Source organism: Enterobacter sp. EC_64, assembly GCF_019584165.1.
Classification (GTDB): domain Bacteria; phylum Pseudomonadota; class Gammaproteobacteria; order Enterobacterales; family Enterobacteriaceae; genus Enterobacter; species Enterobacter roggenkampii.
On record NZ_VDAS01000005.1, the window covers coordinates 177280 to 202296 of the forward strand.

Annotated in this window: 23 protein-coding genes and 3 tRNA genes; 21 read left to right on the forward strand and 5 right to left on the reverse strand. The window is 52.2% G+C overall.

Annotation, left to right across the window (positions count from 1 at the left end; translation table 11 throughout):
• Positions 1–319: 319 nt before the first annotated feature.
• The 14 genes from FHC52_RS05985 to sdiA all read left to right on the forward strand — a co-directional run bounded on the left by FHC52_RS05985 (position 320) and on the right by sdiA (position 16594).
• Positions 320–1156, forward strand: coding sequence for a flagellin (locus tag FHC52_RS05985; protein WP_023618406.1), 837 nt, complete (start codon positions 320–322; stop codon positions 1154–1156).
• 203 nt (positions 1157–1359) lie between these two features.
• The gene (locus FHC52_RS05990) at positions 1360–2754 is read left to right on the forward strand and encodes a hypothetical protein (RefSeq protein ID WP_032652547.1); all 1395 of its coding nucleotides are present in this window, start codon (positions 1360–1362) and stop codon (positions 2752–2754) included.
• Positions 2755–2799: 45 nt separating this feature from the next.
• Complete coding sequence (locus FHC52_RS05995) at positions 2800–6141, forward strand: bifunctional class I SAM-dependent methyltransferase/glycosyltransferase (protein ID WP_220419973.1); 3342 nt, start codon at positions 2800–2802, stop codon at positions 6139–6141.
• A gap of 65 nt (positions 6142–6206) precedes the next feature.
• Positions 6207–7367, forward strand: a complete 1161-nt coding sequence (locus FHC52_RS06000) for a DegT/DnrJ/EryC1/StrS aminotransferase family protein (protein WP_032652542.1) — start codon at positions 6207–6209, stop codon at positions 7365–7367.
• On the forward strand, positions 7364–8530 hold the full coding sequence (locus tag FHC52_RS06005) for an acetyl-CoA carboxylase biotin carboxylase subunit family protein (RefSeq protein WP_046092827.1): 1167 nt from the start codon (positions 7364–7366) through the stop codon (positions 8528–8530). The genes FHC52_RS06000 and FHC52_RS06005 overlap by 4 nt, the downstream gene beginning before the upstream one ends.
• A 10-nt stretch (positions 8531–8540) precedes the next feature.
• Positions 8541–9656, forward strand: coding sequence for a Gfo/Idh/MocA family protein (locus FHC52_RS06010; RefSeq protein ID WP_032652538.1), 1116 nt, complete (start codon positions 8541–8543; stop codon positions 9654–9656).
• Positions 9657–9678: 22 nt separating this feature from the next.
• The gene (locus FHC52_RS06015) at positions 9679–10803 is read left to right on the forward strand and encodes an FkbM family methyltransferase (protein ID WP_126288297.1); all 1125 of its coding nucleotides are present in this window, start codon (positions 9679–9681) and stop codon (positions 10801–10803) included.
• 101 nt (positions 10804–10904) lie between these two features.
• On the forward strand, positions 10905–11624 hold the full coding sequence (locus FHC52_RS06020; RefSeq protein ID WP_008500338.1) for an RNA polymerase sigma factor FliA: 720 nt from the start codon (positions 10905–10907) through the stop codon (positions 11622–11624).
• Positions 11625–11678: 54 nt separating this feature from the next.
• Positions 11679–12230, forward strand: a complete 552-nt coding sequence (gene fliZ, locus FHC52_RS06025; RefSeq protein WP_008500339.1) for a flagella biosynthesis regulatory protein FliZ — start codon at positions 11679–11681, stop codon at positions 12228–12230.
• Positions 12231–12317: 87 nt separating this feature from the next.
• Positions 12318–13118, forward strand: coding sequence for a cystine ABC transporter substrate-binding protein (tcyJ, locus tag FHC52_RS06030; protein WP_021240470.1), 801 nt, complete (start codon positions 12318–12320; stop codon positions 13116–13118).
• A 106-nt stretch (positions 13119–13224) separates the two neighbouring features.
• Positions 13225–14211, forward strand: a complete 987-nt coding sequence (gene dcyD / locus FHC52_RS06035) for a D-cysteine desulfhydrase (RefSeq protein ID WP_220419969.1) — start codon at positions 13225–13227, stop codon at positions 14209–14211.
• Between the two features lie 21 nt (positions 14212–14232).
• Positions 14233–14901, forward strand: a complete 669-nt coding sequence (gene tcyL / locus FHC52_RS06040; protein ID WP_008500342.1) for a cystine ABC transporter permease — start codon at positions 14233–14235, stop codon at positions 14899–14901.
• A complete protein-coding gene (gene tcyN, locus FHC52_RS06045; protein ID WP_008500343.1) occupies positions 14898–15650 on the forward strand; it encodes an L-cystine ABC transporter ATP-binding protein TcyN in 753 nt (250 codons plus the stop codon). Before tcyL ends, tcyN begins: the two co-directional genes overlap by 4 nt.
• Before the next feature lie 221 nt (positions 15651–15871).
• Positions 15872–16594, forward strand: a complete 723-nt coding sequence (sdiA, locus tag FHC52_RS06050) for a transcriptional regulator SdiA (protein ID WP_008500344.1) — start codon at positions 15872–15874, stop codon at positions 16592–16594.
• Between the two features lie 66 nt (positions 16595–16660).
• On the opposite strand, the gene FHC52_RS06055 is transcribed toward sdiA, so the two are convergent.
• Positions 16661–16885 carry a DUF2594 family protein gene (locus FHC52_RS06055; protein WP_008500345.1) on the reverse strand — a complete coding sequence of 75 codons (225 nt, stop codon included), beginning with the start codon at positions 16883–16885 and terminating at the stop codon, positions 16661–16663.
• A 465-nt stretch (positions 16886–17350) separates the two neighbouring features.
• On the opposite strand from FHC52_RS06055, the gene uvrY reads away from it, so the two are divergent.
• The 7 genes from uvrY (at position 17351) to FHC52_RS06090 (ending at position 21867) form a co-directional block, all read left to right on the forward strand.
• A complete protein-coding gene (gene uvrY, locus FHC52_RS06060) occupies positions 17351–18007 on the forward strand; it encodes a UvrY/SirA/GacA family response regulator transcription factor (RefSeq protein WP_023293888.1) in 657 nt (218 codons plus the stop codon).
• Positions 18004–19836 carry an excinuclease ABC subunit UvrC gene (gene uvrC, locus FHC52_RS06065; protein WP_008500347.1) on the forward strand — a complete coding sequence of 611 codons (1833 nt, stop codon included), beginning with the start codon at positions 18004–18006 and terminating at the stop codon, positions 19834–19836. The genes uvrY and uvrC overlap by 4 nt, the downstream gene beginning before the upstream one ends.
• Positions 19837–19892: 56 nt before the next feature.
• A complete protein-coding gene (pgsA, locus tag FHC52_RS06070; RefSeq protein WP_008500348.1) occupies positions 19893–20441 on the forward strand; it encodes a CDP-diacylglycerol--glycerol-3-phosphate 3-phosphatidyltransferase in 549 nt (182 codons plus the stop codon).
• Positions 20442–20593: 152 nt separating this feature from the next.
• Positions 20594–20669 (forward strand) — tRNA-Gly (locus FHC52_RS06075).
• Positions 20670–20715: 46 nt separating this feature from the next.
• Positions 20716–20789: transfer RNA gene (locus FHC52_RS06080), tRNA-Cys, on the forward strand.
• Between the two features lie 11 nt (positions 20790–20800).
• Positions 20801–20887, forward strand: a tRNA-Leu gene (locus tag FHC52_RS06085).
• A gap of 302 nt (positions 20888–21189) precedes the next feature.
• Positions 21190–21867 carry a DUF2076 domain-containing protein gene (locus FHC52_RS06090; RefSeq protein ID WP_032652529.1) on the forward strand — a complete coding sequence of 226 codons (678 nt, stop codon included), beginning with the start codon at positions 21190–21192 and terminating at the stop codon, positions 21865–21867.
• 119 nt (positions 21868–21986) lie between these two features.
• Here FHC52_RS06090 and FHC52_RS06095 read toward each other — a convergent pair whose 3' ends face one another.
• Genes FHC52_RS06095 through livM form a run of 4 tightly spaced genes read right to left on the reverse strand, consistent with a single transcriptional unit; the run spans position 21987 to position 25006 of the window.
• Positions 21987–22145, reverse strand: a complete 159-nt coding sequence (locus FHC52_RS06095; RefSeq protein WP_155267965.1) for a hypothetical protein — start codon at positions 22143–22145, stop codon at positions 21987–21989.
• 1 nt (position 22146) lies between these two features.
• Positions 22147–22863, reverse strand: a complete 717-nt coding sequence (locus tag FHC52_RS06100; protein ID WP_045410509.1) for an ABC transporter ATP-binding protein — start codon at positions 22861–22863, stop codon at positions 22147–22149.
• On the reverse strand, positions 22860–23735 hold the full coding sequence (locus FHC52_RS06105) for an ATP-binding cassette domain-containing protein (protein ID WP_045410507.1): 876 nt from the start codon (positions 23733–23735) through the stop codon (positions 22860–22862). Before FHC52_RS06105 ends, FHC52_RS06100 begins: the two co-directional genes overlap by 4 nt.
• Positions 23732–25006 (reverse strand): high-affinity branched-chain amino acid ABC transporter permease LivM, encoded by a 1275-nt coding sequence (gene livM, locus FHC52_RS06110; RefSeq protein ID WP_049121416.1) that lies wholly within the window; start codon positions 25004–25006, stop codon positions 23732–23734. The genes FHC52_RS06105 and livM overlap by 4 nt, the downstream gene beginning before the upstream one ends.
• Positions 25007–25017: the final 11 nt, after the last annotated feature.

The following is a 25017-nucleotide window of genomic DNA, read 5'->3' on the forward strand; positions in this document are numbered from 1 at the left end:
TTATCGGCCCATCTTGCAAAAAGTTTACGGCGAGTTTTAAAAAATAATCGCGTAATAAGCGTTCATTTTCTCGCTTTTAACGTCTGACATGACGTTATTGAGGAGGGTAAAAAAGAAGCAATTAGCCTTATAATTTTACAACTCTTGGGTATTCCTTGTGCCATTTCGCTAAATAAATATATATAAAACAAATGGTTAATTTTTTTCTTCGATATTTTCTAAAGTCTGCTGCAAGGGCGTCGATAACCTTGTTGACGGTGAGAGACGCCGTGAGTGTTAGGCACCGACCCTAGAAACCATTTTTGAAGGAATTAAAATTATGGCAGTTATCAATACTAACCTGTTGTCCCTGACCACTCAGAACAACCTGAACAAATCTCAGTCTTCTCTGGGCACCGCTATCGAGCGTCTGTCTTCCGGTCTGCGTATCAACAGCTCTAAAGATGACGCTGCTGGTCAGGCAATTGCAAACCGCATGAACTCTCAGATCAAAGGGATGACTCAGGCTGCACGTAACGCTAACGACGGTATCTCTCTGGTTCAGACCGCTGAAGGTAACCTGAACGAGATCAACTCCAACTTACAGCGTATCCGTGAGCTGGCTGTTCAGGCTGCGAACGACACTAACGGTACTACTGACTACACCTCAATCAGCACTGAAATCACTCAGCGCTTGGGTGAAATCGATCGTATCGCTGGCGCTGCTAACTTCAACGGCAAAAAACTGCTGGACGGTAGCCAGACAGCTTCCCTGAACATCCAGGTTGGCGCAGGTACTGGCGCAACTGATAGCATCGCTATCACCACTGGCGCACTGATCAACGCAAAAGCAACCAGCCTCGACTCTGGACTGACCGGTACTATCACTGATAACAGCACTGCAAAAGCGTTCATCACTGCTGCAGACAACGCTATCTCCAAAATTGATACCGCGCGTTCTAACATGGGTGCGATTCAGAACCGTTTCGAATCTACCATCAACAACCTGAACAACTCTATCACTAACCTGTCTGCTGCTCAGTCCCGTATCCAGGACGCTGACTACGCAACTGAAGTTTCTAACATGTCTCGCGCGCAGATCCTGCAGCAGGCTGGTACTTCTGTGCTGTCTCAGGCAAACCAGGTTCCACAGGCTATGCTGTCCCTGCTGCGTTAATAGACGCCAAATATTTAAAAAAGGTTGCTGGAAACAGCAGCCTTTTTTTTCACTTTTTATCCTGAAATAAACTCACCTTTAATCTTCAAAATAAGGCTGCATTTAGCAGCGTTTTCCTGCCATCACCCGCCGTAACGCAGTGCTATTCTGCCTAAAATGTCCTTTTCCGGTCGTCTGACGACAGTTTATCGATGAGTTATAAGATGAGTGAATTCGCACGTAGCCGGGCCATGCGTCAGTTTTATCGGAATGTCTTTACCCGATTCATTGATCTCCCTGAAGCAGATGTTATGCCCGCTAACATCGTGGCGGAAATCTTCAGCTTTAAGAGCGCCAATATTACCACCCTCGAACCCATGATACGTGCGGCAGAAACGGGGCTGGAGGCGAACAAAGATTCGGCCTTAAAAAACATGTTGTGCGCAATCGTGCTGGCCAACAGTGCGCTTGATGAGTCCCGTACTGGCGATAAACAGATATTATCTTCATCCCAATGTGCGCAGCTGACCGAATATGTTGTCTCGGCATTAAACGCCGACAGTAATATTCATTATCTTGTCGCCGCCATTCAGCTACTGTTTCGCGTAAATGAAATCAGCTCAGCGCTATTCATAATAAACAACAATCTTTCGCAGGTAAGCAGCTCGGCTCCGGTTCTGAAAATTCTGCTGCTGATCTGTTTAATGGAAAACGACTTTAATCAGGCGATGGTCGTGATTCAGGTATTGACCGCCGATGCGTTGCTTATTGGTGAAGATCCTATGGCCCTGCTGATGATTACCTGTGGGATCTACCGGCTTGGAGGCATTCCGGATTCTTACATTGATTTTAGATCGCTTAACGCGAGCGAGTACATCGCGGCGAAGGGTGCCTGGGAAAACTGGATTGTAAAAACCTCAGGTACCAAAACGACGGTGTTGCTAACCTGTACTCGCGAGGAATATTTCGAACACGCTGTACCGACGCTTTACTCCCTCTATGAAACCAATCGCGACGTCCTGGATGTTCACGTTCACGTGTTCAATGGCAGCAATGAGATAAAAGAAAGTCTGCTGGCGCTTCGGGAACAGTTTCCTGAGCTCAATCTCTCTGCCAGCCATGAGACGATCGCCAGCAATACTGACACCGCAGTGATCAGCGCTGCGCGTCGCATTGTTTTCCTGCGCCATGCTCTGAGCACTTTTAATACACCTATTATTGCTATTAATTCAAATGTTCTTGCGCGTAAACCCTGGGCCGAGCCCAACGCGTCGCTGATGTTGTTACAAACCGAAAACTCGCCGTTCTGGGAAGAAGTCTTTGCCGGTTTTATCTACGCCAGGCCTTGCGGCATCGCACAACGCTATCTCGATAGGGTCGCACACTTTATCGACGTTAACCTCACCAGCGGCAACTGTGCGCCGGGCCTTGAACAGGTCGCACTCTTTGCGTGCCTGGATAGCCTTTCGCCACAAGACCAGCATTCGATTACCCGTGCTGAGCGTTCCACAGTAGTGGATAGCCACGCTGCGGATGAGGCGTTTTGCTGGGTAGCAATGAAAGCAGAGGGCCCCTGTCAGGAGTTTAAATCGACGCTTATCGGTAAATACCAACGCTAAACATTTGCCCCGCAATAACGAGAATCTGGAATAAACGTGACGACAATGTATCCCAACCAACGGGTCAGCACTGAGGCCCTTTATGCTGCTGCGGCACTTAATCTCCTGGCCACGCCGGTTCCTGCATTTGCTCGTGTCATGGAGATTGGCTGTGGATCGGCAACGAGCCTCATTATGCACGCCTGGGCTAACCCGGAGAGTATAGCTATTGGTGTGGATATTGATGGACAGGCGATCCTGAAGGGGAAACAGTTGGTTGCAGGGTTGGGATGCCAGAACGTTGAACTGTTTGAGGCAGGGTTAGGGGATTTGCTTGCGGTCGATCCCGGTGAGTTTGATTACATCATTATCCACCAGAGTTTTGCTTTTCTGGGCAAAAGCGAGCGGGAAGCACTCTTGCAGTGGTGTCACGCGCATTTATCCGTCAATGGTGTTATCGCCATAAAATGGTCTGTACTGCCGGGAAGTTCAGCGCGTCTTGCGTTGGGTGAAGCGCTACGCTTTCATCTTGAACGGGCAGAAGCGGGCAGCGATCTGCTGGCTTCTGCCCGTGCCATGTTGAGTTTTATGCTATTAACTCTGGAAGAAGGTGCGCTCAAGAACGAAGTCCTACGTGCAGAAAAAATGGACGACAACACACTGATTCTCGCCTTCTTAACCCCGACTGACGGGGCATGTACTTTGGCTGCCTTCTGTTCACAGGCGGAACAGGTGGGTCTGCAGTATCTGGGTGATATCCTTCCGCAGTCAGAGCTAGGAAGCTATTATAATCCGACAATTGAAGAACTGCTCGAGGCCGTCAGTGCCGGAGCCAGCAGAACAATGGCACAGCAGTATCTTGACTATGCCGTGCAGCGCTCAGAACGCTTTACTTTGCTTTGTCACCTGAACAGTCACCAGCCTCCCAATAAGCCGGATCTTAATCAGCTTAGAAACCTGCACTGGGCCGGAAGCTTTGTGCCGGTCGAAATGGATCCCGCAAAAGCACCGCATGAATTCAGGAACAGCAACGGTCGAATCATTCGCACCGACAATGCCGTCATTATCCGCATCATGGAATTGCTGGGTAATGTCTGGCCGATGTCCTTAAGTTTCGAGCAGCTACTGCTCAACTGTCGCGCCCCTGAAACGCAGGAGGATTATCAGGATACGGTCCTGGATGCCCTCACAACGCTGTTTATGACAGGCGCGGACGGTCTCTTTTGGAGTGCGGCTCCTGGCCCGTATAACGCTGCGCAAAACGATGAGCTGGCACCGGTGGGGGGGCTGCCTTCCGAACGTCCGGTGGATGCCATGCGGGTTATGAATTTGTGGGGAGAGTGGGTTTCCTTAACGCCCGACGAGTGGCGTTATCTTCAGTACGACATGAACAAAGCAGGACAAGCAAACTGGCAACACTACTCGTCGCTGAAAATTAAAGGGTTGCTGACGGGCTCTCCTGAGGCGTGGAAAAAACATCTGCAGTGTTTTCTGCGTGCGGGCATGATCGACGTACTCAAATCGCAGCTTTCGCTGCTGTTATTATTAAGCGTCGACAGGGTACAGGGTGGATTGTTGCTGAAGGGCAACGCCGAATCCGAATTAGCCGATCCTGATGTCGATGCCATTTATGCACGAGCGAACAGTCTCATTCAACAAGGGCGCTCTAAAGAAGCCCGGGAGTACGCCCGCGCATTGATGGAGAAAAAAACCGAAAATATTCATGTGCTTCGCTGCTACTCAAAAACGTGCGTCTTAACCTCTGCCTGGGATGATGCTCTGGCATCGCTTTGCACGTTAATGGGATATTATTTTTCCAGCCTTGATATCTACTATGATCTTGCCACGGTACTTCAGCGCAAGCGTGAGTTTTACGGTTCGCGGCTCATTGTCCGTACTTTATTGCGCCTGAATAAAAAAAATATTGATTACTGGCTCAGTATGGCATCGCTGCACCATGCTTACGGCGATATGTCGTTGGCTGAAAAATGCTGTAGGGAAATTATGCGTTTTCAGCATCCTGGCCCCAGTTCGCTTGGACTCACCGGCATTGTCCTGAGTGACAACCATAAAATGGCAGAAGCACGCTATTTTATGGAAAAAGCTGTTGAGCTCAGTAATTACAATTTTGGTTACTTCAGCAATTTACTTTTCGTGATGAGTCATGACGCTAGCGTGAAGGCTGAAGAGCTGCTGGAAAAGCATATCGAGTTTGGCCGCCGTACGGCATCCTGGGCTGAAGAGAGCGGGGTAACGCTGGCGCTAACTAATTCCCTGGAACCTCAGCGCAAACTTCGGCTCGGTTTTGTTTCCGGAGATTTGCGTAAGCATCCGGTGGCAAATTTCCTGCTGCCATACTGGGACGCCATCAATCGCGAAAAATATGATTTAGTTGCCTATAACACGCTTTTCCTGGAAGAGGATGACGTTTATCGCCACCTGCGTCAGAGCGCTACCCTTTGGCGCCAGGTTGATGCTATCAGCGATATTGAGCTGGCGAAACTGATCGCAGAAGATGGGATTGATATTCTGTTCGATTTATCGGGCCATACCGCTTACAACCGGCTACCGGTCTTCGCTCTGCGCCCGGCACCGATCCAGATCACATGGATAGGCTACCCAGGCACCACCGGGATGAAAGAGATGGATTATATTTTGCTTTCGGCGAGCCTGGCACAGTCTCCGGCCCTTGAAAAACAGCTGGTGGAAAATGCGATGTTCGTGGCGACGCGTAAGAGTTTCGAACCTCACCCGCGAAGCCCGGATATTAACTCCTTACCTGCCCTGCACAATGGCTTTATCACGTTTGGTAGCTTCAACCGGTCAAAAAAAATAAATGACCAGGTTCTGGATACTTGGGCTGCAATTTTGCAGGGCTACCCTGAGAGTCGTCTCTTAATCGGTAATATGACCGATGCTGAAATGATCTCTGCCATGACGAAGCGCTTTAAACAGCGCGGAGTTTCGCAAAACAGATTACTTTTCCGTGGACTGGTTGAACTGGACGAATACCTTGCTCTGCACCATGAAATCGATATTTTACTGGATGCCTTCCCCTACAGCGGTGGAACGACGACGCATCATGGAGCCTGGATGGGCGTTCCGACAATTACCATGAATGGCCCGACCATACCCTGCCAGCAGGGCGTAGATATTATGCGTTCTTACGGGCTGGAACAGTTTATCGCTGATGATGAGGATGATTATATTTATAAGGCAATAGGCTGGCGTCAACATATTCCAGAGTTAGCTGAAATACGTCTGGGGATGCGTGATAGGATCCCGGTTAATCCCTTGCCAGATTTTAATATTGCCGAGAATTTTGAGCGGGCGCTGCGTGAAGCATGGAAAATCTATTGTCGGGGAGAAAAGCCGCGTCCGTTTCTTATTGCCGAGGAGCGTTCGTGAATGGCAATCGATAATCAGTCTGGCAGTTTGGGCAAAATTTAACGGTATCAATACCGAGGTACGCTATGAATGAAATTTACGTAACCAGTCCATTTTTGCCCCCTTTGGAGGAATTTATTCCTTATCTGGAGAAAATCTGGCAAAACAAGACGCTGACAAATGGCGGGCCTTTCCACCAACAGCTGGAAGAGGCTCTGGCGCAATACCTTGGCGTTAAGCACCTGTCTCTATTCGCTAACGGTACGTTGGCGCTGCTGACAGCATTTCAGGCGTTGCGTCTGAGCGGAGAGGTAATCACTACGCCGTATTCCTTTGTGGCGACCTCACACAGTTTGCTGTGGAATGGCTTAACGCCTGTCTTCGCTGATATTGATCCACGAACCTATAATATTAATCCGGATTGCATTGAAGAATTAATTACGCCAAATACTACGGCAATTTTACCTGTCCATTGTTATGGCATCCCTTGCGATATCGACAAAATACAGAAAATTGCTGACGTCTATGGCTTACGGGTAATATATGATGCCGCACATGCGTTTAACGTTCGAAAAAATAATATCAGTATTCTAAATCATGGTGATTTGTCGGTACTCAGCTTCCATGCCACTAAAGTTTTTAATACCTTTGAAGGCGGGGCGATCATTTCCCAGGATCTTAAAACTAAACAGCGCATCGACTATCTCAAGAACTTTGGTTTTGCCGGTGAGACCCGCATCGTGGCACCAGGCATAAACGCCAAAATGAATGAAGTGGAAGCGGCATTTGGTCTTCTGCAACTTAAGCATATTGATAAAGCTCTAGAAGAACGCAAAGCGATTCATCATCGCTATCGCGAGCTGTTAAAAGGGCTTGAAGGATTAACGTTTGTCGACGTGCCAGACGATGTGAGCTGGAACCATGCGTATTTCCCGGTGCTCATTGAACCGAAATTTGGCATGAGTCGCGACGATGTTTATACATTATTTAAAGCTGACGGCATTCTGACTCGCCGCTATTTCTATCCGTTAATCAGTTCTTTTGCGATGTACAGGGGGTTCCCTTCTTCTGCTGAAGAGCATCTGCCTGTTGCCAATGATATCGCCGACAAGGTGCTGTGCCTTCCAATTTATCCCGGATTAACGCCAGAAGATCAAGACCGCGTAGTGAATGCTCTTAGACGCGCATCTCTGTCTGGTGAGGTACCGTCTAACGAGTCGGCAATATACTCGGGGCTCGTAGTATGACCGTGATGCGCACTGCAATGATCCTGGATGCGGGTTTTGCCTCACTGCCGTTACAACAGGCCATAAAAGCGGCGGGTTTTCGTACGCTCGCCTGTAGCGGCAAAGCTCAGGATGCAGGTATGAAATATGCCGACGCGACCTGCGTGCAAAATTATGCCGATAGCAAAGCCGTACTGGCTATTGCCCGTAATGAAAAAATTACTGCGCTATCCCCCGGCGTAACCGATGTGTCCTATCTTTCAGGTTGCCGTGTGGCGGATGAGCTTGGCCTTCCAGGCTTCGACTCACCCGAGGTCAGCGATCTTCTCTTTTTGAAAGATCGCTTCAGAAAATGGGCCAGCGGCCAAGGCTACCCTATACCGCGGGCTGTGAGAAGTCCGCAGGACGCGCACGCGCTAACCTTCCCGCTGCTGGTTAAACCCGTTGATGCTTACAGTGGTATGGGGATTTCACTTATTCATCAGCCGTCAGAGCTGGATGAGGCGGTAAATATCGCCTGCTCTGCATCGCCGGGAGGGCAGTGTGTCATTGAAACATTCTGCCAGGGGGCCCTATATAGCCATTCCGCTTTTATTCGCAATGGGCAAATTGTCTGCGAATTTTTTGTTGATGAGTTTTGCACGGTCTATCCGTGGCAGGTAAATAGCAGTTGCTTGAGCGTCAATCTCAGCGAGCCGATGCGCGACCGCATCAGCGAGTGTATGCAGGCCATTGTCAGCGACTTAGCTCTGGTGGATGGTTTGTTGCACACGCAACTCATCGCTGACGAACAGGATTTTTGGTTGATTGAAGTCACCCGCCGATGCCCTGGCGATCTCTACTCGAAATTAATTGAACTCTCAACGGGCGTAGATTATTGCCGTGAATTTGTGTTGCCCTTTATTGGTGGGGAGAGTGCGTTCCCGAATCGGCGACCGGCGCGCCAGCGATACGTTGCGCGCCATACGGTCTCTTGCGAACGTCAGAGCCGATTTTTTGGCTTCAGCTACGCTCCGCTACCAGCCACGATCATTCAGACTATCCCGCTGAAACAGCCGGGCGATGAACTCGCACCAGCACCTGAAGATCGCGCCGGACTGGTTTTTGCTGAGTTTACCGAACTCAATGCCATGGCACGCCACACGCCGCAGCTAAAAAACTATTTCTCATTTAATTCATTGTAAGGACCGGATTATGCACAGGCCTCTGTCTCTCGGGTTTATCGGCGGTGGGATCAATTCTGCCATCGGTCTTACTCACAACATCGCTAGTCAAATGGACGGGCATTTTCAGCTTACGACGGGCTGCTTTAGCCGCGATACGTCGCTGAACCAGCAGACGGGTCGAGCTTGGGGGGTTAAAGACGAGGCTATTTACTCCAGCGCAGTCACGTTACTTGAAGAACAACATGCGCAGATGGATGCTGTCGTCATACTGACGCCAACACCCTCCCACCGTGAAATTATCCTGGCCTGTCTGGAGTATGGCCTGCCGGTGATCAGTGAAAAAGCGATGGTTGCAAGTGTAGGCGACGCGAGGGATATCGCCCGGCGAGTCTTCGAGATGAAAGGACAACTGTACGTCACCTATAACTACACCGGTTATCCCATGGTTCGCGAATTGCGTAAGCGTCTGCTTAGCGGCGAGTTGGGGAAAATTCAGCATGTTATGGTTGAAATGCCCCAGGAAGGGTTTATTCGCAGCCGCGAGGATGGCAGCGTTCCTCAGCCTCAGGAATGGCGACGAGTTGATGGGGATATTCCTACTGTTTCGCTCGACCTGGGTGTCCATGTGCACCAGTTGGTGGAGTTTCTGACGGATAAGCAAGCCGAAGATGTCTATGCGATCAACAGCACCTTTGCCCGTGTTTCGGACGTTATCGATACGGTTAACCTAATCTCCCGCTATAGCGACGACATGGTCTGTAACTACTGGTACGGCAAGGCGGCGCTCGGTTACCGCAATGGTTTGCGAATCCGTATATATGGGTCAGAAGGCAGCGCAGAGTGGCTGCAAATGGAGCCAGAATATCTCCGACTCGCCGATCGGCATGGCAACGTGCGTCTGCTTGATCGAACGGCAGGAGATAACACTGTGGCTAATCAGCCTCGCTATTGTCGTTTTAAAGCAGGGCATCCTGCCGGATTCATAGAGGCATTCGCTAACTACTATGCCGACATCGCTGCCAGTTTACGCGGTGATGCCACGGGATATAGCTTCAGTTGTGATACGGCCGTTCGCGGTCTCGAGTTTCTCGAAAAAGCGCAGCAGAGCGCCGTGACGTCTGCCAAAGTCGATTTACATCGTTAATAAAGGTTGAGCTGAGGACTACATGACATTACTGGAACAGATACAGGGCTACGATAATCATTTCTTCAAGGGCATCCGCGACATGCATGCCAACGGACTTCCGCTGGTTCTCTATGGAGCCGGTTGCCTTGGGCAGATGACCGCGGAATTTATGTTCCGGGAAAATTTGCCTCTCGATAAGATAGCGTTAAACCGACATTACATCACTGAAGGCATGACCTTCCATGGTCTGCCGGTGGTGTCAATTGAAGACCTTATCGAACAACCCGGTGAATTTAACTGTATCGTTGCGCTGCAATACGTCCATGATGCATTGCAACAGGAATTACGCCGCGGCGGCGCAAACGTGCTGGTTTACGATCCTGCCTTTATCGGAGTCAGCACCACGCTGTGGTATACGCAGTCGTTTTGTGACGAGCATAGCGATACCCTTGAAGCTGTCTATGCCGGCCTCGCGGACGAACGTTCAAGAGAAACGCTGGTCGCGTTCCTTAAACAGCGTCTCAGCGCAACCCGCGGCTACTACCAGGCAGTATACGAGCCAGCCCACTATTTTCCTGCCGATATTCTCCGCCTTCAGAATAACGAAGTGTTTATTGATTGCGGTGCCTACAATGGTGATAGCATCGGCGCGTTTATGCAGGAAGTTGTCAATCAAGGCGTTGAGATGCCGGAGAAAATTGTCGGTTTCGAACCAGATGCCGGTAATTTTTCTCAGCTTTGTGACAATACCCGACAATGGCCATTCTGCCAGCCAGTGCAAAAAGGGGTATGGGAGAATAAAACCGTACTCTCTTTTCAATCTGGGAATGCGCTCTCTTCTCGGCTTGTGGAGCAAAGCAGCGATACGGTTACAATTGAGCTCGATAGCATTGATAATATCTTGCAGGGCGGTAAAGCCACTTTCATAAAAATGGATGTTGAAGGTGCAGAGCTCAAAGCACTCCAGGGCGCCGCTGGCACCATTCGCGCCTGGCATCCACTATTAGCGATTAGTCTTTATCATAAGCCGGAAGATCTTCTGACTATTCCACAATATATTCAATCACTCAGCGCTGATTACCATTTTTATCTTCGTGGCCACCATCCGGAACTGGCTTTTGAGCTCGTTCTATATGCTGTGCCGAAATCGAGGTTATTACAGTAATAGGCAAATAACCGCCCATTTCACCCATTATTCATCCAATTGATTGCCCTCCAGAATCGGATAATCATGCCGATAACTCAACTAACGCAGGGCTGTTTATAGTGAATTCACTCTATACCGCTGAAGGTGTAATGGATAAACACTCGCTGTGGCAGCGTTATGTCCCGCTGGTGCGTCACGAAGCATTGCGCCTCCAGGTGCGCTTGCCGGCGAGCGTGGAACTCGACGATCTGCTACAGGCGGGCGGTATCGGGTTATTGAATGCAGTTGACCGATACGACGCTCTGCAAGGAACGGCATTTACGACTTACGCAGTTCAGCGTATTCGTGGTGCGATGCTGGACGAGCTGCGCAGCCGTGACTGGGTACCGCGCAGTGTTCGCCGCAACGCACGCGAAGTGGCGCATGCGATGGGGCAGCTGGAACAGGAACTGGGACGCAACGCAACGGAAACCGAAGTGGCGGATCGTCTTGGCATTGCTGTTGAAGAGTATCGTCAGATGTTGCTCGATACCAATAATAGCCAACTCTTCTCTTATGACGAGTGGCGAGAAGAGCATGGCGATAGCATCGAGCTGGTGACGGATGAGCACCAGCAAGAAAACCCGTTACACCATTTAATGGAAGGGAATTTACGCCAGCGCGTCATGGAAGCGATTGAAGCTCTGCCTGAACGCGAACAGCTGGTATTGACCCTTTATTACCAGGAAGAGCTTAACCTCAAAGAGATTGGCGCTGTTCTGGAGGTGGGAGAGTCGCGGGTGAGCCAGCTGCACAGCCAGGCCATTAAACGCTTACGAACCAAGCTGGGTAAGTTATAGGTGATTGATTCACCTTAAAAATGCCGCACAACGTATTGACAACCAGGAGTTATCATGACGGTGCAGCAATCTAAAAGACGGCCTTTAAGCCGCTACCTGAAAGACTTTAAACACAGCCAGACGCATTGCGCCCACTGTAACAAATTACTCGATCGTATCACGCTGGTTCGCCGCGGCGAGATCGTGAATAAAATCGCAATCTCTCGCCTCGACACGTTGATGGACGAAGCAGCATGGCTCGAAGAGCAAAAAGAGTGGGTGGCGCTTTGCCGTTTCTGTGGCGATCTCCATTGCAAAGAGCAAAGCGACTTCTTCGACATTATCGGCTTCAAGCAGTTCCTGTTTGAACAAACGGAGATGAGCCACGGCACCGTTCGCGAATACGTGGTTCGCCTGCGCCGCCTCGGGCAACATCTGACCGTGAACAACATTTCCCGCGATCTGCTCAAAACCGGTTATCTCGACGAGAACCTGGAGCCGTGGCTGCCTGCGACCAGCACCAACAACTACCGGATTGCGCTGCGCAAGTACGCACAATATAAGGTACAAATGCCGGGTGCCATAAAGCAGAAAGCCCACGCCGGAACAACTTCTGATATATATTAAAAAAGAATAAGATGTAGCGCAGTCGCCTTTTGACGTTGCAGGCGATTTCTCTACACTACGTAAAAATTCCACTATATCGGGGTATTTATGAAATTTGCACTTCTGGGTCGTCAGGCGCTGATGGGTGTTATGGCCGTTGCGCTGGTTGCGGGCATGAGCGTGAAAACGTTCGCCGCAGAAAACCTGCTGAATAAAGTAAAAGAGCGCGGTACGCTGCTGGTCGGGCTGGAAGGTACCTATCCTCCGTTCAGCTTCCAGGGCGATGACGGCAAGCTGACCGGTTTTGAAGTGGAGTTTGCTGAAGAGCTGGCAAAACACCTCGGCGTGAAAGCGTCCCTGAAACCGACCAAATGGGACGGTATGCTGGCGTCGCTGGATTCGAAACGCATTGACGTGGTCATCAACCAGGTCACCATCTCTGACGAGCGTAAGAAAAAGTATGACTTCTCCACCCCGTATACCGTGTCCGGTATTCAGGCGCTGGTGAAGAAAGGCAACGAAGGCACCATCAAAACGGCTGCGGACCTGAAAGGGAAGAAAGTCGGTGTCGGTCTGGGAACCAACTACGAAGAGTGGCTGCGCCAGAACGTTCAGGGCGTGGATATCCGCACCTATGATGATGACCCGACGAAATACCAGGATCTTCGCGTGGGCCGTACCGACGCCATTCTGGTTGACCGCCTGGCAGCACTGGATCTGGTGAAGAAAACCAACAACACCCTGGCGGTAGCGGGTGATGCGTTCTCTCGTCAGGAATCCGGCGTGGCCGTTCGTAAAGGTAACGAAGACCTGGTGAAAGCGATTGATTCCGCGATTGCTGACATGCAAAAAGACGGTAGCCTGAAGGCGCTTTCCGAGAAGTGGTTCGGGGCAGACGTCACGAAATAAGTTTCTGACGTAAAAAAAGGCGCTTTTAAAAGCGCCTTTTTTATTTCTTACGCGTCTGCGTGCATAATGAAAAATATCACATTTTGTCTGAGTTACCGGAGCATCCATGTCACTACAGAATTTAACGCGCTTTCCCCGCCTGGAGTTCATCGGCGCGCCGACGCCGCTGGAGTATCTCCCGCGATTTTCTGATTATTTAGGGCGCGATATTTTTATTAAGCGTGATGACGTGACGCCCATGGCGATGGGGGGCAACAAGCTGCGCAAGCTGGAGTTTCTGGCGGCGGACGCCCTGCGCGAAGGTGCGGATACGCTCATCACTGCCGGGGCCATCCAGTCCAACCACGTTCGCCAGACGGCGGCCGTGGCGGCGAAGCTTGGGCTCCACTGCGTGGCGTTGCTGGAAAACCCGATTGGCTCGCGGGCTGAAAACTATCTCACCAACGGTAACCGCCTGCTGTTAGACCTGTTTAACGTGCAGGTTGAGATGGTTGACGCGCTGACCGACCCGACCGCCCAGCTCGATGAGCTGGCGACGCGTCTGGAAGCGCAGGGTTTTCGCCCCTACGTTATTCCCGTCGGCGGTTCGAATGCGCTGGGCGCGCTGGGGTACGTGGAAAGTGCGCTGGAAATCGCGCAGCAGTGCGAGGAGGCGGTGAGTCTCTCCTCCGTCGTGGTCGCGTCCGGCAGTGCGGGCACCCATGCCGGGCTGGCGGTGGGGCTGGAGCAACTGCTTCCGGAGGTCGAACTGATTGGCGTGACGGTGTCCCGCAGCGTGGCGGATCAGAAGCCGAAAGTGGTTACGCTACAGCAGGCGGTTGCAGAGCAGCTGGAGCTGAAGGCCAAGGCCGATATTCTGCTCTGGGATGACTATTTTGCGCCGGGTTACGGCACGCCGAACGAAGAGGGAATGGAAGCGGTGAAACTGCTGGCGCGCCTCGAGGGCATACTGCTCGATCCGGTCTATACCGGCAAAGCGATGGCCGGACTGATCGACGGCATTGCGCAAAAACGCTTTAAGGATGAAGGGCCGATTTTATTTGTCCATACCGGCGGAGCGCCTGCGCTGTTTGCCTATCATCCTCATGTCTAAAAATCAGGTCGAAAAATAATAATGCAAGAAAGTATTCAACTGGTTATTGATTCTCTGCCGTACCTGCTGAAAGGTGCGGTATTTACGTTGCAGCTCAGTATCGGCGGGATGTTCTTTGGGCTGGTACTGGGATTTATACTGGCCTTAATGCGCTTGTCGCCTGTCCTGCCGGTGCGCTGGCTGGCGCGCTTTTATATCTCCGTGTTTCGCGGCACGCCGCTTATCGCCCAGCTCTTTATGATCTACTACGGCTTACCGCAGTTCGGAATCGAGCTGGATCCGATCCCAGCGGCGATGATTGGCCTGTCGCTCAATACCGCGGCGTACACCTCCGAAACCCTGCGTGCGGCCATCTCCTCCATTGACAAAGGGCAGTGGGAAGCGGCGGCCAGTATCGGGATGACGCCCTGGCAGACGCTGCGCCGGGCCATCCTGCCGCAGGCGGCACGCGTGGCGCTTCCGCCGCTCAGCAACAGCTTTATCAGCCTGGTGAAAGATACCTCCCTGGCGGCAACGATTCAGGTTCCGGAGCTTTTCCGTCAGGCACAGCTCATTACCTCCCGTACGCTTGAGGTCTTTACCATGTATCTGGCCGCCTCGCTGATTTACTGGGTGATGGCGACGGTGCTGTCTGCTCTGCAAAACTACTTCGAAAACCAGCTTAACCGCCAGGAGCGTGATCCAAAATGAGTGCAATTGACGTCAAAAACCTGGTGAAGAAATTCCACGGTCAAACGGTGCTCCACGGGATCGATCTGGAAGTCGAGCAGGGCGAAGTGGTGGCGATTATTGGACCGAGCGGTTCGGGTAAGACGACGCTGCTGCGCAGCATTAACCTGCTTGAACAGCCGGAAGGCGGTACCATCCGGGTCGGGGAGATCACGATTGATACCGGGAAATCCATCAGCCAACAGAAAGGGTTGATTCGCCGCCTGCGCCAGCATGTCGGCTTTGTTTTCCAGAACTTCAACCTTTTCCCGCATCGTACGGTGCTGGAGAACATCATCGAAGGGCCGGTGATCGTCAAAGGTGAGCCTAAAGAGGAAGCGACCGCGCGGGCTCGCGAACTGCTCGCCAAAGTCGGGCTGGCGGGGAAAGAGACCAGCTATCCGCGTCGCCTGTCGGGCGGGCAGCAGCAGCGCGTGGCGATTGCGCGCGCGCTGGCGATGCGCCCGGACGTGATCCTGTTTGATGAACCGACCTCTGCGCTCGATCCGGAACTGGTGGGCGAGGTGCTGAACACCATTCGCCAGCTGGCACAGGAGAAACGTACGATGGTGATCGTGACCCATGAAATGAGCTTTGCGCGCGATGTCGCTGACAGAGCCATCTTTATGGATCAGGGACGGATTGTGGAGCAGGGGCCAGCGAAAAGCCTGTTCGCTAACCCTCAACAGCCTCGAACCCGTCAATTCCTTGAAAAATTCCTTATGCAGTAGCATTTTTGCACGCATTTGCTCCAGAAATTGACTCTGGAGCAAATTATTCTCCCTCTGCGCGAGGGCTTCTGTTTTTTTATTCCATCCAGATCGGATAAACCTTATCGATAGTAAAGTTAATTGTGCTATTGCCGATATTTTGTGGCTAGAAAAAAGTTTTATGTGTTAGCTTATATTCACCATAATAATGATTATCTGTTCAGAGGCTTCATTTAGTAAGTATGAAGGATTTAGACTTTTTCACCTGGCGACGGGATTGCTCCCTCCGGTTTCAGGAATTGACCTGTGCCGCCGAGGTATATCAGGAGCTGGAGCGACAAACTCAGGCGCTGGAATTCGATTATTACGCGCTCTGCGTGCGCCATCCCGTGCCATTTACCCGCCCTAAGATCTCCCTGCAAACCACTTACCCAAAGTTGTGGATGGCGCAATATCAATCCGCGAACTATTTCGCGATTGATCCGGTTTTAAAACCGGAGAATTTCATTCAGGGCCATCTCCCCTGGACAGATGCATTATTCGCCGAGGCGCAGGAATTATGGCACAGCGCCCAGGATCACGGTTTACGCTCGGGAATAACGCAGTGCCTGATGCTGCCAAATCATGCGCTTGGTTTCCTGTCCGTGTCTCGTACGCGTGTACAGGAAGGGCCATTAGCCCATGAAGAAATAGAGCTGCGGTTGCAAATGCTGGTGCAAATGGCCTTAACCTCGCTGATGCGTTTTGACGATGAGATGGTCATGCCGCCGGAAATGAAATTCAGCAAGCGCGAGCGTGAAATTCTGAAATGGACTGCGGAAGGGAAGACGTCAGCGGAAATAGCGATCATTCTGTCGATCTCAGAGAATACCGTTAACTTCCATCAGAAGAATATGCAGAAGAAATTCAACGCGCCCAACAAGACGCAGATCGCGTGCTATGCGGCGGCAACGGGACTGATTTGACGCAGTAAAACGTTCTGCGTGACAGACGAGCGAACGGCTGAATGCACTGCATCCAGCCGTTTTTTGTTACTGACGGTACGCTTGCTTGATTTGCTTAACGGTGTTAGCAAATACCGCTGATTCAGCCTGGTCTTCCATCTCCGCGATTTGTTTTTCCATTTTAATGATCACACGACCGGCATCAGCCTGGCCCATCGCCTGCAGCATCAGCGTTAGCAGCGCTTTCAGGCAGTTTACTTCCTGTGCCAGTTCCTGGTTATTCTCCGCAGTGGCAAATTCAGGTGTGCTCATTTATTTTCCTCATTATTAAACGGCGCTAAAGCGCGACGACGAAAGTCAAGGCGGCGGAGTATACCACAAGCTGAAGCAAAAAATGCAGCGGTTGTTTTTCGTACTTTTACGCTGATGTTTAATTGCGTAAACAGATCGTACCGGTAAACTCAACCCGCTTAATGATTATTAATTGTTTAGGTCGGGTTCGCTTGCCGTTAATTATTGTTACAAAAAGTTGAACCCTGTTTTTGCGCAGGTTAAGCCAGCCCGTTTTTTGTAACTTTTTGAATACAGATGGTTAAAAAAAGCTGCAAGAGCCCTGAATGCACGGGCTCTCTTTCCACCGCCTGTACAGCCTAATTTCCAAAAACGAGAGCAAAATCGAATAGCCGGTTTTTTAACGTTTTAATCTTGTCAGGAAAACCGTTAATATAAACCAAATTATCACACAGTAGCGTTATCCCTATTCTGGAGACATTTCCTTTGATCAACGTCCTTCTTGTTGATGACCACGAACTGGTGCGCGCAGGGATACGACGCATTCTTGAAGATATTAAAGGTATTAAAGTTGCCGGTGAGGCATGCTGTGGCGAAGATGCGGTAAAATGGTGCCGTACCCACTCCGCCGATGTGGTGCTGATGGATATGAACATGCCCGGTATTGGTGGTCTTGAAGCAACACGCAAAATCGCGCGTACCTTTGTAGACACTAAAGTCATCATGCTGACGGTGCATACCGAAAATCCACTGCCCGCGAAAGTGATGCAGGCGGGCGCGGCGGGTTACCTGAGTAAAGGTGCTGCACCGCAGGAGGTTGTCAATGCTATCCGTTCTGTGTATGCCGGACAGCGTTATATTGCGTCCGACATCGCTCAGCAGATGGCGCTGAGTCAGATCGAGCCCGAGAAAACCGAATCACCCTTTGCCAGTTTGTCCGAGCGTGAATTGCAGATTATGCTGATGATCACCAAAGGTCAGAAGGTGAATGAGATCTCGGAACAGCTGAATCTCAGCCCGAAAACGGTAAACAGCTATCGTTATCGGATGTTCAGTAAACTGAACATTCATGGTGACGTCGAACTGACGCATCTGGCCATCCGACATGGTTTGTGTAATGCGGAGACGTTGTTAAGTCAGTGAGTGATGTGTTCGATTCAAAAGCATTTCTGAAAACCGTAACCAGCCAGCCTGGCGTCTATCGCATGTATGACGCTGGCGGTACGGTTATCTATGTGGGGAAGGCAAAAGATCTTAAAAAACGCCTTTCCAGCTATTTTCGCAGTAACCTGGCCTCCCGTAAGACCGAAGCGCTGGTCTCACTCATCCAGAATATTGATGTTACCGTCACGCACACGGAGACAGAAGCGCTGCTGCTTGAGCACAACTATATTAAGCTCTACCAGCCGCGCTATAACGTCCTGCTGCGTGATGATAAATCCTATCCGTTCATCTTTCTGAGCGGCGACACCCATCCGCGCCTCGCCATGCACCGTGGTGCAAAACATGCGAAGGGTGAATATTTCGGGCCGTTCCCCAACGGCTATGCCGTGCGAGAAACGCTGGCGCTGCTGCAAAAAATCTTCCCGATCCGCCAGTGTGAAAACAGCGTTTACCGTAACCGTTCGCGCCCGTGCCTGCAGTACCAGATTGGCCGCTGCCTGGGGCCATGCGTGGCCGGGCTGGTGAGTGAAGAAGAGTATGCCCAGCAGGTGGAGTATGTGCGCCTGTTCTTAGCCGGCAAGGACGATCAGGTGTTAACGCAGCTGATCGCGCGGATGGAAAAAGCCAGCGCCGCACTCGAGTTCGAAGAGGCCGCGCGTATCCGCGATCAAATCCAGGCGGTGCGCAGAGTCACGGAGAAACAGTTTGTCTCAAATACCGGTGACGATCTCGACGTCATCGGCGTGGCCTTTGACGCCGGAATGGCCTGCGTGCACGTGCTGTTTATTCGCCAGGGCAAAGTGCTCGGCAGCCGCAGCTATTTCCCGAAAGTGCCTGGCGGTACCGAACTGGGCGAAGTGGTGGAAACCTTTGTCGGCCAGTTCTATCTGCAGGGGAGCCAGATGCGCACGCTGCCTTCTGAAATCCTGCTCGATTTTAATCTTGACGATAAAACCCTGCTGGCCGATTCGCTCTCTGAACTGGCGGGGCGCCGGGTCAATGTTCAAACCAAACCGCGCGGCGATCGCGCGCGTTATCTGAAGTTGGCGCGGACCAACGCGGCAACGGCGCTGAGCACGAAGCTGTCGCAGCAGTCGACGGTGCACCAGCGTTTAACGGCCCTGGCGGCGCTGCTGAAGCTGCCGGAAGTGAAACGGATGGAGTGTTTCGACATCAGCCATACGATGGGTGAACAGACGGTCGCGTCCTGCGTGGTGTTTGATGCTAACGGTCCGCTGCGCGCCGAGTATCGCCGCTATAACATCACCGGCATCACGCCGGGCGATGACTATGCAGCGATGAATCAGGTGCTGCGTCGTCGCTATGGTAAAGCCATAGAAGAGAGCAAGATCCCGGATGTGATCCTGATTGACGGCGGGAAAGGGCAGCTCGGCCAGGCGAAAGCGGTATTTGAATCGCTTGATGTCAGCTGGGATAAAAACCATCCGCTGCTGCTGGGCGTCGCAAAAGGGGCCGATCGTAAGGCCGGTCTGGAGACACTGTTCTTCGAGCCGGAAGGTGAGGGCTTCAGCCTGCCGCCGGACTCTCCGGCGCTGCACGTCATTCAGCATATTCGCGATGAATCGCACGATCACGCCATCAGCGGTCACCGCAAAAAACGGGCGAAGGTGAAAAACACCAGCTCACTCGAGACGATCGAAGGCGTGGGGCCAAAACGTCGTCAGATGCTGCTGAAGTATATGGGCGGATTGCAAGGATTACTCAACGCCAGCATGGAGGAAATTGCAAAAGTGCCGGGTATTTCGCAAGGGCTGGCAGAAAAGATCTACTACTCGTTGAAACATTGAGGGCTCTGTAGCAACATAGAGCTAAATTTTACTGACAACAAATAGTTACCGTCACTATGCAATATAACATCCCTACGTTGCTCACTCTTTTTCGTGTCGTACTCATCCCGTTCTTTGTGCTGGCGTTTTACCTGCCGGTTGTCTGGGCACCCTTTGCCTGCGCATTGATCTTCCTTATTGCAGCGGTAACAGACTGGTTTGATGGCTACCTGGCGCGCCGCTGGAATCAAAGCACCCGTTTCGGTGCCTTCCTCGATCCGGTGGCGGATAAAGTGATGGTCGCGATTGCGATGGTGCTGGTGGCTGAGCACTATCATACCTGGTGGGTGACGCTGCCTGCGGCAACCATGATCGGCCGTGAGATTATTATCTCTGCGCTGCGCGAATGGATGGCGGAACTGGGGAAACGCAGCAGCGTGGCGGTTTCCTGGATTGGTAAAGTGAAAACGACGGCGCAGATGGCGGCGCTGGTCTGGATGCTGTGGCGTCCGAACGCCTGGGTTGAGTGGGCGGGGATTGGCCTCCTGTGGGTGGCGGCAGTGCTGACGCTGTGGTCCATGCTGCAATATTTGAACGCTGCGCGCGGGGATTTGCTTGATCAGTGATCGTTTCGACGTAATTTTCAGCAAACGATCCGGGGATGCAAAAAATAACGTTGACTCATAACGTCATATCAGTAGAATGCAACGCATCGAACGGCGGCACAGCAAGCCGGACGATAATGAAATCAAGTGGTTAGACATTTACTTGATGACATGCGGGAATAGCTCAGTTGGTAGAGCACGACCTTGCCAAGGTCGGGGTCGCGAGTTCGAGTCTCGTTTCCCGCTCCAGATTAAAGACATGCGCAACAGCGGGTGTCAGTTTGAAAAGTTTTACGGCGCGTTAGCAAAGCGGTTATGTAGCGGATTGCAAATCCGTCTAGTCCGGTTCGACTCCGGAACGCGCCTCCACTTTCTTCCCTGGCCGGATGGTGGAATCGGTAGACACAAGGGATTTAAAATCCCTCGGCGTTCGCGCTGTGTGGGTTCAAGTCCCACTCCGGCTACCATGGGAAACAAAGAATAATCAAAGCAATAAGCAGTGTCGTGAAACCACCGAAAGGTGGTTTTTTTGTGCCTCTGGCTTAGCGCGAAGTGAGCGCATCTCATCGTCATCACGATCGTGCTGTGCCCGGAAATTTGCTGCCATACCAGAACGTTAAGCCTGACTCTCTAATATCAAGCCCGGAAAGCAGGGCGATTGTCAGCTAACCTGCAACCAATCTTAAACAAACATTTCACTCGCCAGACACAGGTTGCCGCCGCTGATAAACTGGTTGGTATCCACCCTGGAGAGCGGAAGGTTATTGTCATGCAATATGAAGAACAGCAGCTTATCAACGGCCTTTTCGAGCGTCTTAAACAGGCCGGACAACAAAACAGCCAACGGGATGCAGATGCGGAGCGTCAGATCGCTGAATTTGTCAGACAGCAGCCTGCGGCCCCCTACTATATGGCGCAGTCGATTTTGATTCAGGAAGCGGCGCTGAAACGTCTGCAGGCCCGGGTTCAGGAGCTTGAAAGCGAATTAGCCGCGCAAAAAAGCAAACCCTCGACGGGCGGCAGTTTCCTCGGCGGCCTGTTTGGTGGCGGGAAAAGTAACCCGCAGCCAGACAACAGCTGGAATGCCCAGCCGCAACAGCCGCCGGCGCAGGATTACTCTCGGGCGCCAGCGTCAGCTACTCGCGGCGGTGGTTTTATGGCTGGCGCGCTCCAGACAGCGGCTGGCGTGGCCGGTGGCATCGCGCTTGCTGAGATGCTTACCAGCATGTTCCATCAGTCGCGGCCGGAAGAGATCGTGAACATCATCGAAGAGCCGACAATGCCCGTCGGTGGTGAACCGTTTGTCGGTAATCAATACGGCGATGTTAATAACGTCTCTGACACCCGTTTCCTCAACCAGAACGATCCGTTCGGCAGTAATAACGACATCTGGCAGAACGACGTTGTAGATGACGACTACAGCAATGACGACGACAGTTTTATTTAACGACGTTATCGTGAAACTACCGAAATGAAGTGAACCCCGAAAGTTGGGTATCCAACGATTAGGGGTTTTGCGTTTCTGGATCAAAAAAACCTTTGAGGCTAAGCCTGAAGGCTCATAAATCACATTCTTTTTACTATTTTTCTTACTAACAAACCTGTAAGAATTGCCGGAAGCAATCCAAATAATAAGGCGATATCGACTAACGTATCCTCCAGTTCATCTATCCCGTATGTGCCGAAATGATCCATCACGGCATAAGCCCATTCGGCAGGTGTCACATCACACCCCGCCCAAATAAGCCTTCCTCACCTCCTGATTCCCCAGCAATTCCTCACCGCTGCCGCTCAGCCGGATCTGTCCGTTCACCATCACATACCCGCGGTCAGACAGCTTCAACGCATGGTGCGCATTCTGCTCCACCAGAAAAATGGTCATACCGCTGCGGGCCAGCTCGCGCAGCGTCTGGAAGATCTGCTTCACCACAATCGGGGCTAAGCCCAGGCTGGGCTCATCCAGAAGCAGCAGCTTCGGACGGCTCATTAGCGCCCGGGCGATCGCCAGCATCTGCTGTTCTCCGCCGGACATGGTCATCGCGCGCTGTTTACGTCGCTCTTTAAGGCGAGGGAAAAGGTCGAACATGGTTTGCATATCTTCAGCCGCAAACTGATTGCCGATGGGAATGGTCCCCATCAGCAGGTTCTCTTCAACGGTCATATCCGGGAAGATACGTCTGCCTTCCGGTGCCTGCGCAATGCCGCCGGACGCAACGTAGTGGGTGGATTGATGGCTGATGTCTTCACCACAGAACAGGATCTGCCCGCTGCGTATACGGGGCTGGCCGAAGATGGACATCAGCAATGTCGATTTACCCGCACCGTTTGCGCCAATCAGCGCCACGGTTTCCCCCTTATTCACCTCAAGAGAGACCTGCTTCAGCGCCTGAATGACGCCGTAAAACACATCCACATCGCGAAAAGCCAGCAGCGGTTCGCTCATAGGGTGACCTCGCTTTCATCCGTGCCCAGGTAGGCGGCAATGACCTTTTCATCATGCTGGATCTGCTCGGGTTTCCCCCTGGCAATCACATCGCCGTGGTCGAGCACGATAATGTCGTCCGAAATGTCCATCACCATCCCCATATCATGCTCAATTAGCAATACCGTGATGTCGTGATGATCCCGCAGAAAGCGAATAATGCCGCTCAGCTTGTGCGTTTCAACCGGATTAAGCCCGGCGGCGGGTTCATCCAGACAGATCATTTCCGGCCCGGTACACATTGCCCGCGCGATTTCCAGTCGCCGCTGCTGGCCATATGACATCTCTCCCGCCAGGCGATTGGCGCACTCCACCAGATCCACCACTTCCAGCCAGTAAAAGGCTCTGTCCAGGGCGTCGCTTTCCGCCCGCCGGTATGCCGGCGTATTTAAGATCCCGGCGAGCAGATTACGGTTAACGCGCATATGCTGCGCGACCAGCAGGTTTTCCACGACCGACATCTCGCGAAAAAGGCGGATATTTTGAAACGTGCGCGCCAGCCCGGCACGGTTGACCAGGTGGGTTCCGCCGAACATTTTGTAGAAAAGACGCTGCCCGAACTGCGCGGGGTTAATCCAGTCGCCGGGCTGGAATTTTTGCCCGAGGACCTGAATCACGTTGGTCGTTTTATGGCGGGTATTAAACAAAATGTTGCCGCCGGAGGCTCTGTAGAACCCCGTCAGGCAGTTAAACACGGTTGTTTTGCCCGCCCCGTTGGGGCCAATCAGGGCGGTAATGGAGCCGCGCTGCACGTCCAGGTTGACGTCGTTTAGCGCCTTAATCCCGCCAAAATGCATCATCAGATGCTCAACGCGTAATATCGTTTCGTTCATGGTGCGACGCCCTTACGCACGGCAAACCCGCTGCGGTTAATGCGGATCAAACCGCGTGGACGCCAGATCATCATCACCACCATGAGCATGCCAAACAGCAGGACGCGGTACTCGGCAAAACTGCGCAGCAGCTCCGGCGTTACCGTGAGCACAAAGGCGGCCAGCACCACGCCCAGCGTCGAGCCCATCCCGCCCAGCACCACAATGGCGAGGATCAATGCCGATTCAAAGAAGGTAAAGGAGGTCGGATTCACGAACCCCTGATAGGTGGCGAAGAACACCCCGGCAATGCCTGCGGTGGACGCGCCCAGCGTAAAGGCGGAAAGCTTAACCAGAACATGATTTAACCCCATTGAGCGGCAGGCAATTTCGTCTTCGCGCAGGGCTTCCCACGCCCGACCAATCGGCATGCGCGTCAGGCGGTGCTTGATGTAAAGCACCAGCATCACCACCAGAAACAGCACCGCGTAGATAAAGATAAACTTCATGTTCGGGTTGTAGGTCAGGTGGAAAAACTCGTGGAAGGGCACGCCGCCTTCTTTTGCGCGTCGCCCAAACTCAAGACCGAAAAAGGTGGGGGGAGGGGCAGACACGCCGTTGGGGCCGCCGGTGAAGGTCAGCCAGTTGTTCAGTATCAGGCGAATGATCTCCCCGAAGCCGAGGGTGACGATGGCCAGATAGTCACCGTGCATGCGCAGTACCGGGAAGCCGAGCAGGGCACCTGCGGCAGCGGCCATGATTGCCGCGAGCGGCAGCATGCTCCAGAAGCCCAGGCCGAGATACTGGTATCCCAGCGCCAGGCCGTACGCACCAATCGCATAGAACGCAACATACCCCAGATCCAGCAGACCGGCCAGGCCCACGACGATGTTCAGCCCCAGACCGAGAAGCACGTAGATCAGCCCCAGAATGGCGACGGTCAGCACATATTTAGTGGCGACAAACGGAAAGCAAATCGCAAGGGTAATCACCAGGGGAATAATCCAGCGCATGCGGCTTTTGTATTCCGGGGGGCGGACATATACGCCCGCGCTATCGGCCTCGAAGCGCGCCTGGAAACGAGCACCGGCAGCGGTACCTAAAAAAGCGCTCAGCAGAAAACGCCCCGCCATGACAATGCCCACCATCCAGGCCAGGCGCTGCCCGGCGAAGGTAAAGCTGTACCCGTCCAGCACCACGCCTGCAATGGGGCCGAAGATAATCAGCGCAATCAGCCCGGAAAAAATTGAATCCAGAATGCAGCGTTTAAGTGAAAAACCGTGTGATGTCATCATTATCTCCC

What these genes read in the sequence shown, in the direction of transcription:
- FHC52_RS05985 (WP_023618406.1), top strand. Translation starts at nt 320, where the DNA reads ATGGCAGTTATCAATACTAACCTGTTGTCCCTGACCACTCAGAACAAC.
- FHC52_RS05990 (WP_032652547.1), top strand. Translation starts at nt 1,360, where the DNA reads ATGAGTGAATTCGCACGTAGCCGGGCCATGCGTCAGTTTTATCGGAAT.
- FHC52_RS05995 (WP_220419973.1), top strand. Translation starts at nt 2,800, where the DNA reads ATGTATCCCAACCAACGGGTCAGCACTGAGGCCCTTTATGCTGCTGCG.
- FHC52_RS06000 (WP_032652542.1), top strand. Translation starts at nt 6,207, where the DNA reads ATGAATGAAATTTACGTAACCAGTCCATTTTTGCCCCCTTTGGAGGAA.
- FHC52_RS06005 (WP_046092827.1), top strand. Translation starts at nt 7,364, where the DNA reads ATGACCGTGATGCGCACTGCAATGATCCTGGATGCGGGTTTTGCCTCA.
- FHC52_RS06010 (WP_032652538.1), top strand. Translation starts at nt 8,541, where the DNA reads ATGCACAGGCCTCTGTCTCTCGGGTTTATCGGCGGTGGGATCAATTCT.
- FHC52_RS06015 (WP_126288297.1), top strand. Translation starts at nt 9,679, where the DNA reads ATGACATTACTGGAACAGATACAGGGCTACGATAATCATTTCTTCAAG.
- fliZ (WP_008500339.1), top strand. Translation starts at nt 11,679, where the DNA reads ATGACGGTGCAGCAATCTAAAAGACGGCCTTTAAGCCGCTACCTGAAA.
- tcyJ (WP_021240470.1), top strand. Translation starts at nt 12,318, where the DNA reads ATGAAATTTGCACTTCTGGGTCGTCAGGCGCTGATGGGTGTTATGGCC.
- dcyD (WP_220419969.1), top strand. Translation starts at nt 13,225, where the DNA reads ATGTCACTACAGAATTTAACGCGCTTTCCCCGCCTGGAGTTCATCGGC.
- tcyL (WP_008500342.1), top strand. Translation starts at nt 14,233, where the DNA reads ATGCAAGAAAGTATTCAACTGGTTATTGATTCTCTGCCGTACCTGCTG.
- tcyN (WP_008500343.1), top strand. Translation starts at nt 14,898, where the DNA reads ATGAGTGCAATTGACGTCAAAAACCTGGTGAAGAAATTCCACGGTCAA.
- sdiA (WP_008500344.1), top strand. Translation starts at nt 15,872, where the DNA reads ATGAAGGATTTAGACTTTTTCACCTGGCGACGGGATTGCTCCCTCCGG.
- FHC52_RS06055 (WP_008500345.1), bottom strand. Translation starts at nt 16,885, where the DNA reads ATGAGCACACCTGAATTTGCCACTGCGGAGAATAACCAGGAACTGGCA.
- pgsA (WP_008500348.1), top strand. Translation starts at nt 19,893, where the DNA reads ATGCAATATAACATCCCTACGTTGCTCACTCTTTTTCGTGTCGTACTC.
- FHC52_RS06090 (WP_032652529.1), top strand. Translation starts at nt 21,190, where the DNA reads ATGCAATATGAAGAACAGCAGCTTATCAACGGCCTTTTCGAGCGTCTT.
- FHC52_RS06100 (WP_045410509.1), bottom strand. Translation starts at nt 22,863, where the DNA reads ATGAGCGAACCGCTGCTGGCTTTTCGCGATGTGGATGTGTTTTACGGC.
- FHC52_RS06105 (WP_045410507.1), bottom strand. Translation starts at nt 23,735, where the DNA reads ATGAACGAAACGATATTACGCGTTGAGCATCTGATGATGCATTTTGGC.
- livM (WP_049121416.1), bottom strand. Translation starts at nt 25,006, where the DNA reads ATGACATCACACGGTTTTTCACTTAAACGCTGCATTCTGGATTCAATT.